The organism is Micromonospora sp. NPDC050187, assembly GCF_044459745.1.
Classification (GTDB): domain Bacteria; phylum Actinomycetota; class Actinomycetes; order Mycobacteriales; family Micromonosporaceae; genus Micromonospora.
The window spans coordinates 75976-92461 of record NZ_JBITJH010000016.1; the positions used below are offsets into that span (position 1 = coordinate 75976).

Consider the following 16486-nt stretch of genomic DNA (forward strand, 5'->3'; position numbering starts at 1 on the left):
CGCGACGGGGTCCTCAGGATCAAGGAGAGCTCATCATGGCCGTCCCGCAGCGTGTCGCGATCGTCACCGGTGGCTCCCAGGGCATCGGCCGTCAGATCGTCAAACGGTTGGCGGCGGACGGCTACGCGGTGGTGCTGAACTTCGCCACCAGCAAGGTCGAGGCGGAGCAGACGGTGGCCGCGATCATCGCCGCCGGTGGAGACGCCGTCGCGGTGCAGGCCGATGTCGCCGACGAGTTCGCGGTGGCCAGACTCTTCGACACCGCCGAGCGGACCTACGGCGGGATCGACGTCGTGGTGAACTCGGCCGGAATCGTGGTCCACGCCCCCATGACCGAGCTGGACCTCGAAGACCTGGACCGGGTGCACCGTACGAATGTTCGCGGCACCTTCGTGGTCGACCAGCAGGCGGCCCGCCGGGTCCGGCCCGGGGGCACGATCGTCAACATCTCCAGCACGACACCCCGGCTGTCCCTGCCCGGCTACGCCGCCTACGCCGCGAGCAAGGCGGCGGTGGACGCGATCACCCTGATCCTGGCCCGGGAGCTGGGGGAGCGTGACATCACCGTGAACGCTGTCGCACCCGGGGCCACCGCCACCGCCCTCTTCCTCAAGGGTAAGGACGAGCAGGTCATTGCCCGGATGGCGGCGATGTCGCCGATGAACCGGCTCGGCGACCCCACCGACACCGCCGACCTGGTGGCCTTCCTCGCCAGCCCGGCCGCCCGCTGGATCAACGGCCAGGTGCTGTACGTCAACGGGGGCGCTGCCTGACACTCCACTCGCACGTGTACAGGTCGTCGCCGACCATGACCGATCGAGGCGGCAGCTGGACGACGTTGTCCGTCACCCGGCTGCCGCCTCGGTCGTGGGGCAGGTCAGTGCGTCAGCCGACGGCCGACGACCAGCTCTTCAGGCAGGTCCGGTCGCTCAGTCCGCGACCGGGGTCAGCTTGAGCAACTCCCAGCCGCCTTCCGGGACGTCGTCGGTCGGATCGGTCCGCAGGTTCATCGGGTTCGCCGTACCGAGGTACAGGTTCGCACCGTCCGGGAGCATCGTGCGGAAGCCGTAGTTGAGGTGGTTGCCCAGTCCCTTGGTGTTCACCGCCGTGGCGGGCCGCAGGCTCGACTCGTACATCCACAGGTCGCCGCCGTAGAGCGCCGGGTCGATCACGATCGGGTCGAGTTCGCTGCTGAGCCCCTTGGCCGCGTTGCGGAAGCCCATCTGCGCCGCGGCGTCGGGCAGCAGGTCCTTCGCGAGGTAACTCCAGTCCATGGTGCCGATGAACAGTCGTCCGCCGGCCACCTCCATGGTCCAGGTGTAGTTGGTGTAGATGTTGCCGAAGCCGATGCGGCCGTGGAGGGCGCGGTGCCCGGTGGAGACGTACTCCCAGGCACCCGCGCCGTCGTTCGCGGTCGCGTCGTACGCCGGCAGTTTCGCCTCTCCGTAGAGCAGGTCGACGTCCTCGAGGAGGGTGCCGAACCGCTTGCCCCGGAAGATGCTCACCGCACGCTGGGAGTTCTCCAGCAGTTCCCGAGCCTTGATCTCGTCCGCCGGCGGGTACGTCTCGGCGACCTTGCTCGTCGACTTCATCGGCACGTGCATCGTGCCCCAGTAGAGGTACCCGTCGTACGACATCAGGGCGCCGAGGCCGTACGTGCCGGCGATGATCGGATCCGGCTCGTAGGAGGACGCGCTCCACACCAGCTTCCAGCGTGCGCTGTCGCCTGCCGTCAGTCCGGGGTCTCCCTCTGCCAGCGGTGGGCTCATCCACACCCCGGCGACTCCGGGATCCGCGTCCTCGACCGGCTTGATGCCGATGAGACCGAGCAGTGATCCGGTGACGTTTCCGATCAGCCCGGAACTGCGGGCCGTCGAACCTGCGGCGAGCGCGCCGCCGCTCGCCGCCGACCAGGTGCTGACGAAGATCCGTCCCTCGTGCACCGCCAGGTCGGCCACCTGGGCCGCCAGTTGCCCGACCTCGACGAAGTTGAACGGGTTGGTGCGGTCCCCGGCCCACCGCAGGACGTATCCGCCCTCGCGGCCGTTGGCGCCGACGCCCACTCCGGCATAGAGGACGTTGTCGGCGATCACGAAGTTGCGGATGTTGCCGTACTTGGCGAAGCTCGCCGAGCCGAGGTACTGCCCGGTCGTCGTGTCGAACGCGAACATGTTGACCGACTGCCCGAGGGCGGGCCCGGCCAGGAGGACGACGCCCTGGTGCGTCGCACCGGCCCGCAGTCCCAGGGTCCGCCGCAGCCGGGAGGTGTCGTCGGCGGAGGCGTTCTTGATGTCGTCCGTCTTCTCGGTCAGCACCCGGGAGGACTGGTCGTAGACGTAGGCCCGGGGGTGGCGGTGGTCGCCGACGTTGGTGGGCATGGTCGGGTTCTGTTTCACGACCTGGCTCTCGGCGTACTCGCACACGTAGTCGTCGTTGAGCCGGGGATTCGGTCGGGAGAGGGTCGTACCGCCGACGATGCAGTTGACGTTCGCCCCGGTGCCGAACCACAGGCGGTTGTCCGCCCGGGCGAGCGACCACACGTAGGCCTGGTTGACCTTGGCTTGGCCCTGCTCGCACGGGGGGCCGGCCGGGTAGGGCAAGCCGATCCCGTCGAAGCACTCGTCGGGGGCGGCCTTTGCCAGCAGTTCGTGCTCGAAGGTAGGTGGTGTGGACGGCAACAGTCCCGCTGCCGCGGACGGGGTGGCGGCGAGAGCCGGCAGGGCCCCGAGAACGACGACGGCGGATAGTAGCCGCCAACGAGACAATCTGACCCGGTGCATCCTTTTCCCTCTCTTTCGACACGGTAGGCCCGCGCCGATATATCGACGTACACCGTTCCAGTGGACCGTCCGCCGTGATGGGACCACGGACGTCGGCGCGGTGGGCACCTGCGGCAGCCGCCGGCCACGGCAGGCGGTTGTCCGGCAGGCGATTGCACTGGATAGCTTGATGTCGATCTCAAGTGTCCACAGGGTACCGGCGTCCGAAACTCCTGTCAGCAATCCATTGTGGAGGCGTTACCGGTGACCGCCGATGAGGTGAAAAGCGGCCCTGTCCGCTGATGATTACGGGTTTTGCGCGACATCGGCGAGGATGGTCCGGTCCACCCGTGGCCACCGCCGCCTTGATGCCAGTCGGCCGGTCCGCCGCGTACGGCCCGACCGGTCGCGCCGCGTCGGTACCGCCCATCGGTGGACCGGGTGCTTCGACGTCTCGCGGGTCTGCGTCGACCGGGAGGGAGTGCGCGCTGCGCGATGCGCCGTAGGCAGGTGGGCTTGTGCAGGTGGTGACCAATCGGACCAATGCGAACAGGGTGTCGAAAACGGCCGGCGGCCACCTTTGCGGTGCCACCCTGAACGGGTGGGTGACGTCCGTCGGCCGTGGCATTCCGTTATTCGCGAAAAGCCCCAGCAATCGATCAACCCGGGATCGGTCTGACGCATTCAAGATCTCAATTGCCGGCCGGTCGACTTGCTACACTGCGATGCTGATTAGGGCGGGTGGGGTCGACGGCGCGGGAGGGTCTGTGGCTATGGCGGAGGTCCGACGGTATCGAACCAGGGTGTCCGACAGTGCTCTGTGGGCCGGTTTCCCGATGCGGGACGGTGACGTGGTGATCAGCACGCCGCCGAAATGTGGAACGAGTTGGATGCAGATGCTGTGCGCTCTGCTGATCTTCGATTCGCCCGAGTTCCCTCGTCCGCTGACCGAGATCTCCCCATGGCTCGATGCCGTGAGCCACGACCTCGCCAGCACCTGCGCGACGCTCGAAGCCCAACAGCACCGACGCTTCATCAAGACCCACACGCCGCTCGACGGACTCCCCTTCGACGAGCGGGTGACCTATGTCTGCCAGGGCCGCGATCCACGCGATGTCGCGATGTCCTTCGACGCGGCCAGCGCCAACATCAATCCCGCAGTCAGAGTGGCCGAGGCCGCCAGGGCCGGCATCGACCCCCGGAAGGTCCCGACTCCGCCCGCCGACCCGCTCGAGCGGTTCTGGCAGTGGGCGGACGGCGAGTTCGTCGACGACCCGACCGGCCCGGGCGTGACCCTGGTCAACCTGGTCCACCACGTGCGGACGTTCTGGGAGCGGCGGCACGAACCGGGGGTGGCGCTGTTCCACTACAACGATCTCCTGACGGACCTGCCCGGCCAGCTCCGACACCTGGCCACCGTGCTGGCGATCGACGTCAGCGACCGGCGGATCGAGCAGCTCGCCGGCGCGGCCACCTTCGAGCGTATGCGGGAGCGTGCCGACGAGTTGGCACCCGGGGCCAGCGCCAATCTCTGGCGTAGCAACCGGGACTTCTTCCACTCCGGCACCAGCGGGCAGTGGCGCGCGTTGCTCGGCCCGTCCGACGTCCGTCGCTACCAGGACCGTCTGGCGGAACTCGCGCCCCCTGACCTCGTCGAATGGCTCCATGCGGGCTGGTTGGGCTCCGGGTCGGCCGGGCGGGCGGGCGGCGCGCGTGGGCGATCACGTACGTCAGCCGGCTGAGTCGGTCGCCGATCACTGGGATCCCGCACGACGCCGGTCGTCACCAGGGACATCGGGCCTGCTGCCGACCTGATTGAGCGGCCCGGCCCGGCCCGGCCCGGTCCAATTTCTGTGCGCCGGTGATGGTCGGATTTCCGTTGCGGCGAATGATCCGTATCGCCCGAGGCCCGATCCGCCGATCAATACGCGCCCGAGGGGCGGCCGGCGGTGATGAGGACTGCCTCGTTGGTCCCGTGTGTCGCGATTTGCGTGGACCTTTTATCTCCGGATGTGTGGGCCATTTCCGAGGTCTGGGAATCCCATTGGTCGAATGTTTTCGGCAATCGCGGGAATGGGGGGCGAGATATGGAGGAGCGCTCCCATGAAGCGTGGTGCCGTGGCATACTCCCTGTCATTAGTCTTCCGGTGCGGCCGGATGCGCCGGAGCGGGATCCTGCTCCACGGGAGTGAAGCATGACATCGACCGCAAGCCCAGACCCGGTAACCGACGACGTTCCGTTCCTCGATCTCGCCGACCCCGACTTCGACTTCAATTCCCCCGAGGTGGCGTCGGCCCAGGCGAAAAGCTGGTATGCGGAAAGCCCGGTGGGTCCCGTCGTGCTGCGGTACGCCGAGGGACAGGAGCTTCTGCGCGATCCGAGGCTCGGCCACGGCGGCACCCGTCTCATCGAGATGCAGGGCATCACCGAGGGGCCGATCTACGACTGGTACGTCTCGATGATCGTCACCTTCGACGGGGAGGAACACCGTCGCCTGCGCAGCCTGGTCACCAAGGCGTTCACCGTACGCATGATCAATGATCTGCGGCCCTTCATCCGGGCGAAGGCCGAGCGCCTGACCGACCACATCGAGTCGGTGGACGTGTGCGAGTTCGTCGACGACTTCGGCAACCCGCTGCCCCTCGCGGCGATGTGCCAGCTCCTCGGCGTGCCCGGTGAGGACTACGACACGTTCAAGAACTGGACGATGGACCTCGGCCTGGTCCTCAGCTTCGCGCACGGTGGTGACACCCAGGCACGGGTGGAGGCCGCCGTCGTCGGCCTGTACGAATACGTCGGTGCCCTGATGGACCGGAAGTCGGTCGAGCCGGGCGACGACCTCATCTCCGCGCTGCTGGCCGCCCAGCGGGACGAGGGTCGGGTGAGCAGGGACGAGGTCCTCAACCTCATCGTGACCCTGATGTTCGCCGCTCATGACGCGACACGTCACCAGCTCGCCAACGCCATGGTCACCTTCTCCCGACACCCCGAGCAGTGGCGTCTGCTGGGCCAGCGTCCCGAGCTGGCGGCACAGGCGGTGGAGGAGGTCATGCGCTGGTCCCCGTCGGCGAGGACCGTCCTGCGGTGGGCCGAGGAGGACTTCGACTACCACGGCCTGCACATCGCGAAGGGCGCGACGGTCGTCGTCCTGACGCCCGCGACGCACCGGGACCCCCGGGTGTACGAGAACCCCGGCACCTTCGACATCACGGTTGCCCGGCAGACCCCTCCACTCCAGTTCGGCGGGGGACCGCACACCTGTCTGGGTGCCGCGTTGGCCCGTGCCGAACTCGGTGAGGCGCTGCTCGTGCTCGCCCGACGCCTGGGGCCCCCGTCGGTCGCCGGTCCCGTCACCTGGCGGCCCCCCATCGGGATCTACGGCCCCGAGGTGCTGCCCCTGCGTTTCGGCTGACCCCGAGGCGAAGGCTCCCCGGTGCCCTGCGGCGGACGCCGGGCCCCGGGTTCGGCCCGGACGTGGGCCGTCCCGGCCCCGTGACGTCCACAGCGATCCACCGGTCGCCGGTGATCCGCCACTCACCACGATCGGAGAACATCCCCGGCCAATCGGCGAACGGCACAGACTCATGGGAGGCGTGTGTGGACCGACCGAACTGGGCGCCCGAGGGCGTCGATCTCCAGCAACCGAGCATCGCCCGCGTGTACGACTACTTCCTCGGCGGCAGCCACAACGTCGCCGCGGACCGTCACCTCGGCGAGTTCATGCTCACCACCGAACCGCAGTTCCCCCAACTGGTGAAGGCCAACCGGGAGTTCCTGGTCCGGGCCGTCCGGCTCCTGGTGGCGCAGGGCGTCCGTCAGTTCGTCGACATCGGCTCGGGCATTCCCACCTTCAGCAACACCCACGAGGTCGCCCAGGCTGCGGCACCCGACGCCCGGGTGGTCTACGTGGACGTCGATCCGGTGGCCGTGGCGCACAGCCGCGAGATCCTCGCCGGCAACGACCGGGTGGCCGTGATCCAGGCCGACGTCCGCGACCCGGACAAGATCCTGACCGACCCCGCCCTGCGGGCCCTGATCGACCTGAACGAACCGGTCGGTGTCCTGTTGCTGGGGTTGCTGCACTACATCCCGGACAGCGCCGAACCCGCCGGGATCGTCGGTCGTCTGCGGGACGCCACGGCACCGGGCAGCTTCCTGGTGCTCTCCCACAGTTCGTGGTCGACGGCCATCCCGGACATGGCCCAGATGCAGGACAAGTACAACACCGAGGTGGGCGCGGAGCTGACCCCGAGGTCGCGCGACGAGATCGTCGCCCTGTTCGACGGGTACGAGCTGACCGAGCCGGGAGTCGTGGAGTATCCCGACTGGCGCCCACACGACGACACCGTCACCATCGCCCCGGGTGGCATCCTCACGTTCTACGTCGCCGTCGGCCGCAAGCCCGGCCCGACCGACTGACGGCCCGCCGAGTCGGCGTGACCGCCGGTCTCCTCCTGCGGGAACCCGGCCGGATGGAGTTCGTCGCGCTGCTGCCGGACGCGACGAACTCCGTCCGGCCGACCTTGCCCTTCGCGGCAGGTCCCCTGATCGGTGACGCTGGGTGGACATCGTCGTCGACGCGCGGCAGGTCGTCCTCGCCAACCAGTGACGCCAGCAGGGACGCCGCCCGACCGGACAGCCCACCGGCCCCGGGTGGGCCCGATGGACCCGCCCGGGACACCGGGCGGCTAACCGTCCGTCGGCGACCCGTTGCGGGCGGCCCACGCCCGGCCCAGGCCGGAGATCTCCGCGATCAGCTCCGGATCACCGGTCTCGCCCTGGTCGACCAGCCACGCGGCCGTCGCCACCAGGTCCTTGTCGCCCGCGTGCTCCTGGTACTCCGGGGCCAGCCGTTCCAGCAGGCTGAGGTCGTAGACCTGGTCCCACAGCGACGTCTCCTGGAGCCACTCGTCGTCGCTGAGCTGTTCGACGAGCCACTGCGCCGGGGCGGACACGGTCCGCGTCGACAGGCCGAGCCCGGAGTGGACGGTCCGGTACAGGTCACGCCAGCGGATCGGGCGTCGGGACGCGACCAGCACCAGGTCCCGCTCGGCGGCCGGGTTGGCCAGGAGGGTGGCGAAGGCGCGTCCGGCGTCCTCGGCATGCAGCAGGTTCCAGTACCGCTCGCCCTCGTCGGCCAGGACCGCCGGCTCACCGGCCAGCGCCTGCCCGAGCCAGTACGTGTCCTCGGCGAGCTGTCCGTCCAGCGGACTGCCCGGCCGGTACACCGGACCGAGCCGGACCAGGAGCGCGCGGGAGTCCCCCGTCGCCCAGCTGTCCCGGACCGCCTGCTCCAGGCCGAGCTTGTCGCGACCGTAGTCGGACACCGGGGCGGGTGCCACCCGCTCGTGCACCGGCGTCGGCAGCGGACCGCCGGCGGCGTTGACGGAGGAGACGACCAGCAACCGGTCGACCTCCCGGCAGGCGGCCACGGTGAGCCGGCCGTCCTCCTCGTCGTCGCAGGTCAGATCCACCACCGCATCCGGGCGTACGGTCGACACCAGCTCTGCCAGCGCCCCGTCGAGATGCCGGTCGACCCGGGCGACCGACACCCCGCCGGGCAGTTCGGCGACGGTCTCGCCACGGTGGGCGACCACCACGTCGTGTCCGGCGTCCACCAGCCCACGGACCACGCCCGGTCCGACCGTGCCGGTACCCCCGACGACCAATGTCCTCACCAGTGACTCCCCTTCCGCATCCGCCCGGTCACCCGCTGGCCGGGCCGACCGCCGGGCGATCTGCGCTCATTGGATCGCGAAGGCATGCGCGGACGTCAAGTAGTCGATCGGCTCGTCGGTGAAGGTCGCACTCGTCCGGTACGGCGACGACTCGATCCACGGCCGTACCGCGGTCGGCAGGACGATCGGCGGTGTCTCGAACCAGTCGCAGTAGTGGGTCATGGCCACCATCGGGCGGGGCGCGGAGGAGTGGTTCACCGTGCCCCGGTGCCACAGCCGGGCGTCCCGGATGACCGCCGAGCCGGCCGGGATGTCGAACCGTTGGGGCGGCCGGACCGCGCGGCGCTCCTCCAGCGCCGACGCGCTGACCCGACCCGAGTCGTCGTACCAGCCCACGGGGTTGAGCTGGTGGGTGCCGAGCCAGTACTCGGTGGTGCCGTTGTGCAGGGTGAAGTCGATCAGCGGGATGTCGACCTCCAGCGCGTACGGCGGATGCTCGGTCGGTCCGGGCCAGAGGTGACCCTCGTCGAGGTGCACCGGCTGCTCCCCGCTGCCCGGGAGGTTGATGTTGCCGCTGTAGACCGCGTTCTTGGCGTCCGACCCGAGCAGGCTGGTGGTCACCGCGTACACCGACTCGTTGGTCATGATTTCGGGGAGGAGCAGCTCGGGCACCGGCGGCGGGTCCTGCTGGATGTGACCGCTCACGAAGTTGGTGGGCAGTGGACGCTCGCGCCGGGCGAGATCCGCCAGCATCGCGTCGCGGAGCCGCGCCACCAGTTCCGCCGGCACGATTCCCGACAGGATCACTGCCCCCTCGACCCGCAACAGGTTGCGCGCGTGGTCGAGTTGGTCCTCGGTCAGCCGTCGCACACCGGCCGGCGACCGGTGTGGTTCGACGAAGATCGAGCGATGACCTGATGACATGACTTCTCCCCACATTTCGCGTGGTTATGGCAAGCCGCCGCCGGTGTTGACGGTGACTGTCCTGGTTGTCGGTGGCGTCCGCCGGGGCCTCAGTCGCGCGGGCAGAATCGACCGGGGCCGGAGAGCATCACGGCCGTCGGAGGCCAGCTTCACCGTCTGGTGCGGTAGGGCGCTCCGTGCAGGTACGGTAGTCGATCAAACTGGGTCGGCAATAGGTGAGTTGCGTTCATATGCACAGGTCAGCGCTAGGATCCGGGCATGACTGCTCAGCTCAGCGATCAGATCCTGGCCGTCTTCCGGGTCGTGCTGAAGAACCCCTCGATGTCCGCGCAGGACGACTTCTTCGAGAGCGGCGGCGACTCGACCGCCGCGGTCGACGCGGCTGCCATGATCAACCAGCAGGCCGGCGTGGCGGTGCCAATCGCCCAGATGTTCATCTATCCGACGGCCGAGGAGCTCGCCGAGGCGCTCTCCTCGCTGTCGGCCTGACGTCGGACGGACCTGCCCGCCTGCCGCAACGTCGGGCTGGTGGCGGGCGGGCTGGCAGCAGATCCTCGCCAGGTGTGACAGTCCGTAGTGGTCGGCAGTGCCGCCCGCAGGCGGCGCCACCACCGGCAGGCATCACCCGACGCGGGTGCATCGAAGCCTCGTAGCCCGGAAGTGGCTGGACACCGTCCTGGCGACCTTCAGCATTGGATGTCGACCGGCTACGATTCGTGGCGAACCCCGGACTTGGACGGGCGAGCAGGCTGGTTACCGACAGTGTCCGATGCTCGAGCGTAGCGTCAGTCACCCGTCGATGCCCGGACCATCGCGAGTGGAGTTGTCGTGACTTCTGACATCGAAGCGTCCGTCGGCCAGCGTCAACTGTGGTCCGCGTACCAACGCGACGGCGCGGAAGTGCTCGACTCGTCCATCCGCTTCCGGATCCGGGGCGCGCTGGACCTCGACGCACTGGGCGGTGCGGTCGAGGACCTGGTGGCCCGGCACGAGATCCTCCGGACCACCTTCGAGTTCCGCGACGGGACGCTCCGGCAGCGCCTCCACGAGCCGGCACCGCTCCGCTACGACCTGCTCGACCTCACCGACCTCGGCCTGTCCGAGGAGGCCCGGCGAGACCGTTCGGCCACCTGCAAGGCCGCCGACATCGACCCGTCGAGTCGGCCGGCGGTGTGGCTGACGGTGCAGCGGTTCGGCCCCACCGACCACCAGATCCGTCTCAACCTGCACGCGCTACTGGCCGACGACTGGTCCTGCGAGATCATCGCTCGGGACCTGAAGGCGCTCTACCGCCGCCGGACGGGTGAACGGGTCGAGCTGCCGGCGGTCTCGTGGCAGTTCTCCGACTGGACGTCCTGGGCCGGGCAGTGGTCGACCGGGGACGGCCTCCGACGTATGCGGGACTACTGGTCGAAGCAACTGGACGGAGCCTGCCTGCCGGCACTGCCCGACCGGGACGCCCCGACCTTGCCCTGGCCGGAGCGGGTCGCCGTCACCCGGCACCTCCCTGGAGAGCTTGCCGGCCGGCTGCGCGGCCTCGCCCGGCGGCACCGCACCACGCTCTTCCCGCTCCTGCTCACCGCGTTCGCCGCCGAGCTGCACCGGGCCAGCGGCCAGGACGACCTGACCATCTTCTCGCTGTTCGCCAACCGGGGCCGGCCGGAGGTCAACGAGACGGTCGGGCCGTTCGCCCACCTGGTGCCGCTGCGCTGCCGGGTGCCCGAGTCGCGGGACGCGGCGCAGTTCGTCCGGGACACCCACCGGACGTTCGTCGGTGCCTTCGCCCACCAGGAGCTCTACCTGCACCAGTACCCCGCCGACGTGCGCGAGGAACTGGGGGTCACCGGCGACGGGTTCCGGCGGATGATGGTCTTCCAGCTCATGAACCGGCTGCACGGCGACAACGAGGTGGCGGGGCTGGAGTTCGAGGACGACGCGGACGTCCTCGACACTCCCTTCCCGTTCGAACTGTCCGTGCACGCCAGCGAGGACGAGCTGACGGTGGTGCTGCTCTGCTGGCCCAGCGAGTACGAACAGTCCTGGGCCGACCGGTTCGTGGACCGCTACGTACAGGTGCTGACGGAGATCGCCGGAGTGGACGCCGACCTGGACGCGGGGCTGTTCCGGTCGCGTTGACACCCACGCCCGACCTGGACGCGGGGCTGTTCCGGTCGCGTTGACGCCCCGCGCCACGCGCCGGCGGCCGGGTCAGGTGAAGTCGTCGTGACCGTGCCGGTGGGCCCGGCGGACCTGGAGAGTCACCACCAGCAGGGCCACCGCCGCCCAGCCCGCACCCACCACGCACTCCAGCGCCGCGTGGCCGAGCCAGGGCTCGCCGGCCAGCGCCGCGTGCACCGCCTGGAGGCCGTGCCGGACCGGCAGCACGGCACCGACCAGGTCGGCCACCGCGAGCCGGCCCGGTGGCACCAGGATCCCCCCGGCGAACAGGATCAGGTACGACAGCAGGTTGCCGATCAGCACGTCGGCCCGCCGGCCGACCGCGAAGGCCGCCGCGGCCAGCCCGGCGGCGGTCACGGTCACCGACATCAGGACGTACAGCGGCAGGAGCGGGACGAGCCGCAGGATCAGCCCGCCCATGCCGGTGAGCGCGCCGACCACGAGCAGAGACACCGCGCTGAAGACGACGCCGAGCAGGACGTACGGCAGGGCCCGCAGGAAGAAGATCACGAACGGGTGCATCCGTCCGCTGCGGACCCGGTAGAAGGTCCCGTTCCACTTGTCGTTGCCCGGGATCTCTCCGACCGCGATCACCCCGGCGAGCGGCAGGATCACCGCGAGCGACCCGACGAACGCGTACTCCCGCAGCTCGGGGCCGCCGATCACGCCGCCGAGCAGCGTCATGAAGAGCGCCTGGAGCACCGCCCGGGGAATCAGGACGGTGACCACGATGTGCGGTGGGTTCTCCGCGTAGAACTCCCGTACGCCGAACCGTACGGTCTCGGCCGACCGGCCCAGTTGCTCAGCGACGGTCAAGGAGTGCCTCCCGCTTGGCCCGGCGGATGATCTGCCGGAGCGCGTACCAGCCGAGCGCGAAGTAGCCGACGGTCAGCGCCACCACCATGGCCAGCGAGCCGGCGGCGAAGCGACCGGCCGCGGCGGCGGTGAGGAAGTCGGTCGCCCACCGCAGGCTGACCACCGTCGAGATCCACCGGACGCCCCCGGGCAGCAGGTCGATGGGGATCATGAAGCCACCGAGGATGTAGATCGGGTACATCAGCGCACTCGACCAGTGGTTGCCGTGTCGGGTCAGCAGGAACAGGCAGGACAGCAGCATTCCCAGCCCGGTGCCCGAGACCGCGACCAGCAGCAGGCCGACCAGCAGCAGACCCGGGCGATCCGCCCGCAGCGGCGCGCCCAGCAGCAGGACGGTGACGATCGTCGTCACCACGATCATCGGCAGCGTGTACAGGCTGGCACCCAGACACTTGCCGAGCAGGATCACCTGCGGCGACCGGGTGCTGGTCACGTTGGCACGCAGGGTGCCGGCGTGCACCTCGAACTGGAGGATGCCGCCGGCGGTCCAGATCGTGGCCCCCCAGAACGCCATCATCACCACGCCGACGGTGAACCGGGTGGTGGCCTCTGTGGTGAGCTGGTCGTTCGCGCCGACGGTGACCGCGAGCAGGGCCACCGGCTGCACGATCCCCAGCAGCACGGCGAACGGGCTGCCCCGCATCAGGCGGGTCTGCAACCGGAGCGAGGAGAACAGCACCCAGAGCCACTCCCGATCCGGCCCGGGTCGCGTCCCGGCGGATCCGGTCCGGTCGTCCGATCCGGGCGTGCCCGACCGGACCGGGACGGCGGCCCGGCTCACCGCCGCCCGCCGAGGTCCAGGGTCGCGTACACGTCCTCCAGCCGGACCGGCGCCACGTCGACGTCCAGTACGTCGGCGTCGCTCAACACACTGCTGAGATGGGCGAACGAGGTCGGGCCCCAGTCCTGCACCCGGAGCCGCGCCGACCACACGTCGTCGTCCTCGACGATCCCGTCGACCAGTACGCCGACACCGCCGTCGGTCAGCCCGGGCGGCACCTTGCCACGGGCGCGCACCGTCACCACCGCCCGGTATCCGGCGGCCCGCGCGAACTCGCCGGTCGTCATGTTCGCGCTGATGGTGCCGTCGGCCAGGACCAGCACCCGGTCCGCCAGCCGTTCCACGTCCAGCAGGTAGTGACTGGTCAGCAGCACGGAGACCCCGTCGTCACGGAGCCGGCCGATCGCCGTACGCAGCCGTTCCGCCTCGATCGGGTCGAGTCCGATGGTCGGTTCGTCCAGGAGCAGCACGCGGGGCCGGTGCACGGTGCCGATGGCGATGTGCAGGCGTTGCCGCATGCCCTTGGAGTAGGTCTCCACCGGTCGGTCGGCGGCACCGGTCAGCCCCACCTCGTCGAGCGCCGCCGCGATCCGCTCGGTGATCTGCCGTCGCCGTACGCCGTTGAGCATGGCGAAGAACCGGATGTTCTCCCGGCCGGTCAGGCGGTCGTAGAGCCCCGTCTCGCCCCCGAAGATGACGCCGATCCGCTCGCGTACCTGTCGGGGATGGCGGACCACGTCGTGGCCGAGGATCCGCGCCGACCCGCCGGTCGGCAGCAGCAGCGCGCTCAGGATCTTGGTCAACGTGGTCTTTCCCGCGCCGTTCGACCCGAGCAGCCCGACGACCTCCCCCTCGTGCAGCGTGAACGTGACGTCGCGCAACGCGCTCACGGTCTCCTTACGGACCGTGAACGTACGGGAGAGCCCCGACACCTCCACCACCGGACGGGCCACGAATTTCTCCTTCACTCGCGTCAGCTGGCCCGGTCCACCGCGACCAGCCGGAGTTCGGCGGTGTACCGCTGGCCGGCCTGGTCGGTGAGCCAACACTCGTCCGTGGCCGGCAGCATCTCGCTGATGGTCAGGCGGTGACCGGGACCGTCGGTCTTCAGCCGGCGCACCGCAGCGCAGAGCAGGTCCACCAGGGCGGGACTGTCGGCGTCGACGTGGAACGGTTTGCGTTCCAGCGGTGACTTGACGAAGACCCGCGTGGGCAGGTCGCGGCGTCGCCACCAGCGGCGGGCGTGCGCGTACCGGTCCCGCGCGTCGCGGACGGCGGCGAAGGTGAGCTCGTCGGCCGCGATCCGCCACTGTTCCCGCACCACGACCAGCCGGCCGAAGCTGATCCGGGGCAGGTGCTCGCCACGGAAGAAGGACACCCGGGCCATCAGCGCGGTCTTCAACGGTTGCGCGAAGACCTCCATGAGATCGAACCGCTCCCCGCCGGGCAGCTGGATCTCCCAACCGTCGGGCTTCTCGGTGACGGTCAGGTCGGCACCGTCGAGCGGTCGTCCCCGGGTCGGGAACGGTACCCGACTGGTCAGCGCCACCACGTGGTCCTGCGGACGGACCAGCGCCCGTTGGGTCCGTGGCACGAGGTTCGCCCCGGCCTCCATCGGTGCCATGACCAGCAGCCGGGGCCGGGGGAAGTCCAGGTCGACCTCTCGCAGCAGGTCGTCGCGGGTCGGGTGCAGCCGGGCGAAGTAGGCATAGTCCAGCGAGTTGACGCCCAGGTGCAGCTCGCCGAGGACCGGTGTGAACTCGCCCCGGTTGACGGCGTCCGCGTCGGACGCGGCGATCATGAAGTCGGGGCTGGCGTACCGCCCCTCGCTCCAGCCGCTCGCCGGGGCGGCGAAGACCCGCTCGACCTCCGGGCGCAGCGTGTCGGGATCGGCGTCGAACCGACGTGCGCCGGTCGGCCACGCGAGGATCTCCTGCCAGCGCCGTCGCGCCTCGGCAGAGACATCCTCGACCAGGTCGTCGAGGGCGGTGCCGAGCAGTGGGATGCACTCCAGCCAGAGCGAGGCGAGATCGACCGGACGTCCGCCGCCGCGCTGGCGGACCCGCTCGTACGGCTCGCGTACCCGCTCCAGCAGCGTGGTCCGCACCTGCCAGGTCAGCCATCTGCCCGCCTGGAGCAGCAGGTCGACCGGGCTTAGCGCGGTGAGCAGGTCGGCACCGACGGTGAGTCGCAGGTCCCGCCGGCAGTCCTGCACGACCAGCGTCCGGCCGCCGTACGTCTGACCGGCCCGCCGGACCGGTGCCGCGCCGGTCAACGTGGTGAAGGTGTCCGCGGCGCGGTCGAGCGCGGACCGGAGCGAGTCCGAATCTGTCCCGTCGCGGTCGACCTCCCGCCGGGCCCGGTCGAGGCGGGCCACGGCGTCGGACGCCGGTCCGCGCACGGCCGGATCGTCGATGGTCTCCACCAGCGCGCGGAGCTGGTCGAGCGAGTCCAGGTCACCACTGGTGTCCACGTCCCACAGCAGCCAGCGCCGTCGACGAAGCCCGTCCAGGACCGGGAACAGCTCCTCCGCCGGGCGGCCCAGATCCGCGCCGGCCAGGGCGACCACCTCGTGCGCCGGGCGTCGTCCGTCGCACTGGGCGAGCAGGGTACGGGCCACCGGATCGACCGGCTCCGGGCGGCGGCCGGGCAGCGCGGCCTGCGTACCGTCCCACCACAGGACGGGCGCCCGCCGAGGGGCCAGCCAGGGTGCCAGGCGGCGATCCCGGTTCAGCTCACGGGCGAGCAGGTCGACCGCCCAGGGCTCCACGTCGGTCCACTGCCGATCGGTCAGGGCCGGGCCGTGCCGGAACCGGACGGCGGTCGGGTCGTCGTCGGACAGCCGCCCCCAGACGGCCGGTCCGAAGAAGCCGATCGAGTCGTTCTTGACGCAGTACCGCTGCCAGTAGCTGGTCACCAGCCGTTCCCGGGACCGCCGCTTGGCGGCGGCCCGGTCGTCGTCGAGCGGTTGGGCCAGCAGCGGGGTGAACGCGGTGTCCAGCACCCCCGGGTTCTGCCAGGTGACCGCCGCCCGGAAGCGCTCGGTCGCGGCGATCTCCCGGATGGCCACCCGTTCGCGCCGCGTGGCCGCCGCCCACAGGGCGTCGAGTCCCCCGTCGGCCGGGTGCGTCCCTTCGGCCGGGTGCGTCCCCTCGGCGGGAGCCCTCCCGTGGCCGGGTGCCGGGTCGCCGTTCGCCACGTCGACGGCGGCGGCCAGGGCGGGTTGCGTCAACCGTGACAAACCGGAGGCCGGAAAGCCGGCACTACGGACGACGAGGTGCGTCCACCA

At 70.2% G+C, this 16486-nt stretch carries 13 protein-coding genes; 6 read left to right on the forward strand and 7 right to left on the reverse strand.

The window, feature by feature from the left end:
• Nucleotides 1–35 precede the first annotated feature (35 nt).
• Complete coding sequence (locus tag ACIBJE_RS22960; protein ID WP_396751437.1) at nt 36–773, forward strand: SDR family oxidoreductase; 738 nt, start codon at nt 36–38, stop codon at nt 771–773.
• Between the two features lie 156 nt (nt 774–929).
• Here the strand turns inward: ACIBJE_RS22960 and ACIBJE_RS22965 are convergent, their stop codons facing one another.
• The gene (locus tag ACIBJE_RS22965; protein WP_396751439.1) at nt 930–2780 is read right to left on the reverse strand and encodes a hypothetical protein; all 1851 of its coding nucleotides are present in this window, start codon (nt 2778–2780) and stop codon (nt 930–932) included.
• A 782-nt stretch (nt 2781–3562) separates the two neighbouring features.
• Here ACIBJE_RS22965 and ACIBJE_RS22970 point away from each other — a divergent pair.
• The 3 genes from ACIBJE_RS22970 to ACIBJE_RS22980 all read left to right on the forward strand — a co-directional run bounded on the left by ACIBJE_RS22970 (nt 3563) and on the right by ACIBJE_RS22980 (nt 7179).
• Complete coding sequence (locus ACIBJE_RS22970; RefSeq protein WP_396751440.1) at nt 3563–4501, forward strand: sulfotransferase domain-containing protein; 939 nt, start codon at nt 3563–3565, stop codon at nt 4499–4501.
• A gap of 453 nt (nt 4502–4954) precedes the next feature.
• A complete protein-coding gene (locus tag ACIBJE_RS22975) occupies nt 4955–6172 on the forward strand; it encodes a cytochrome P450 (RefSeq protein WP_396751442.1) in 1218 nt (405 codons plus the stop codon).
• A 185-nt stretch (nt 6173–6357) separates the two neighbouring features.
• The gene (locus ACIBJE_RS22980; protein ID WP_396751444.1) at nt 6358–7179 is read left to right on the forward strand and encodes an SAM-dependent methyltransferase; all 822 of its coding nucleotides are present in this window, start codon (nt 6358–6360) and stop codon (nt 7177–7179) included.
• Between the two features lie 269 nt (nt 7180–7448).
• Here the strand turns inward: ACIBJE_RS22980 and ACIBJE_RS22985 are convergent, their stop codons facing one another.
• Together ACIBJE_RS22985 and ACIBJE_RS22990 are read right to left on the reverse strand one after the other, a co-directional pair.
• A complete protein-coding gene (locus ACIBJE_RS22985) occupies nt 7449–8438 on the reverse strand; it encodes an NAD-dependent epimerase/dehydratase family protein (protein WP_396751446.1) in 990 nt (329 codons plus the stop codon).
• A gap of 66 nt (nt 8439–8504) precedes the next feature.
• The gene (locus ACIBJE_RS22990) at nt 8505–9362 is read right to left on the reverse strand and encodes a phytanoyl-CoA dioxygenase family protein (protein WP_396751448.1); all 858 of its coding nucleotides are present in this window, start codon (nt 9360–9362) and stop codon (nt 8505–8507) included.
• Between the two features lie 258 nt (nt 9363–9620).
• On the opposite strand from ACIBJE_RS22990, the gene ACIBJE_RS22995 reads away from it, so the two are divergent.
• Nucleotides 9621–9851 (forward strand): phosphopantetheine-binding protein, encoded by a 231-nt coding sequence (locus ACIBJE_RS22995; protein ID WP_396751450.1) that lies wholly within the window; start codon nt 9621–9623, stop codon nt 9849–9851.
• 339 nt (nt 9852–10190) lie between these two features.
• Nucleotides 10191–11498 carry a condensation domain-containing protein gene (locus ACIBJE_RS23000; protein ID WP_396751452.1) on the forward strand — a complete coding sequence of 436 codons (1308 nt, stop codon included), beginning with the start codon at nt 10191–10193 and terminating at the stop codon, nt 11496–11498.
• Between the two features lie 72 nt (nt 11499–11570).
• Here the strand turns inward: ACIBJE_RS23000 and ACIBJE_RS23005 are convergent, their stop codons facing one another.
• The 4 genes from ACIBJE_RS23005 to ACIBJE_RS23020 form a co-directional block, all read right to left on the reverse strand.
• Entirely contained in the window at nt 11571–12356 is a 786-nt protein-coding gene (locus ACIBJE_RS23005; RefSeq protein ID WP_396751454.1) for an ABC transporter permease, read from the reverse strand.
• A complete protein-coding gene (locus tag ACIBJE_RS23010) occupies nt 12343–13095 on the reverse strand; it encodes an ABC transporter permease (protein WP_396751456.1) in 753 nt (250 codons plus the stop codon). The genes ACIBJE_RS23005 and ACIBJE_RS23010 overlap by 14 nt, the downstream gene beginning before the upstream one ends.
• Nucleotides 13096–13193: 98 nt before the next feature.
• Nucleotides 13194–14150, reverse strand: a complete 957-nt coding sequence (locus ACIBJE_RS23015) for an ABC transporter ATP-binding protein (protein ID WP_396751458.1) — start codon at nt 14148–14150, stop codon at nt 13194–13196.
• Nucleotides 14151–14170: 20 nt separating this feature from the next.
• The gene (locus ACIBJE_RS23020; protein ID WP_396751460.1) at nt 14171–16429 is read right to left on the reverse strand and encodes a lantibiotic dehydratase; all 2259 of its coding nucleotides are present in this window, start codon (nt 16427–16429) and stop codon (nt 14171–14173) included.
• Nucleotides 16430–16486: the final 57 nt, after the last annotated feature.

Bases quoted from the DNA above. Each gene is read 5' to 3' on its own strand.
- ACIBJE_RS22960 (WP_396751437.1), top strand. From the start codon at position 36: ATGGCCGTCCCGCAGCGTGTCGCGATCGTCACCGGTGGCTCCCAGGGC.
- ACIBJE_RS22965 (WP_396751439.1), bottom strand. From the start codon at position 2,780: ATGCACCGGGTCAGATTGTCTCGTTGGCGGCTACTATCCGCCGTCGTC.
- ACIBJE_RS22975 (WP_396751442.1), top strand. From the start codon at position 4,955: ATGACATCGACCGCAAGCCCAGACCCGGTAACCGACGACGTTCCGTTC.
- ACIBJE_RS22990 (WP_396751448.1), bottom strand. From the start codon at position 9,362: ATGTCATCAGGTCATCGCTCGATCTTCGTCGAACCACACCGGTCGCCG.
- ACIBJE_RS22995 (WP_396751450.1), top strand. From the start codon at position 9,621: ATGACTGCTCAGCTCAGCGATCAGATCCTGGCCGTCTTCCGGGTCGTG.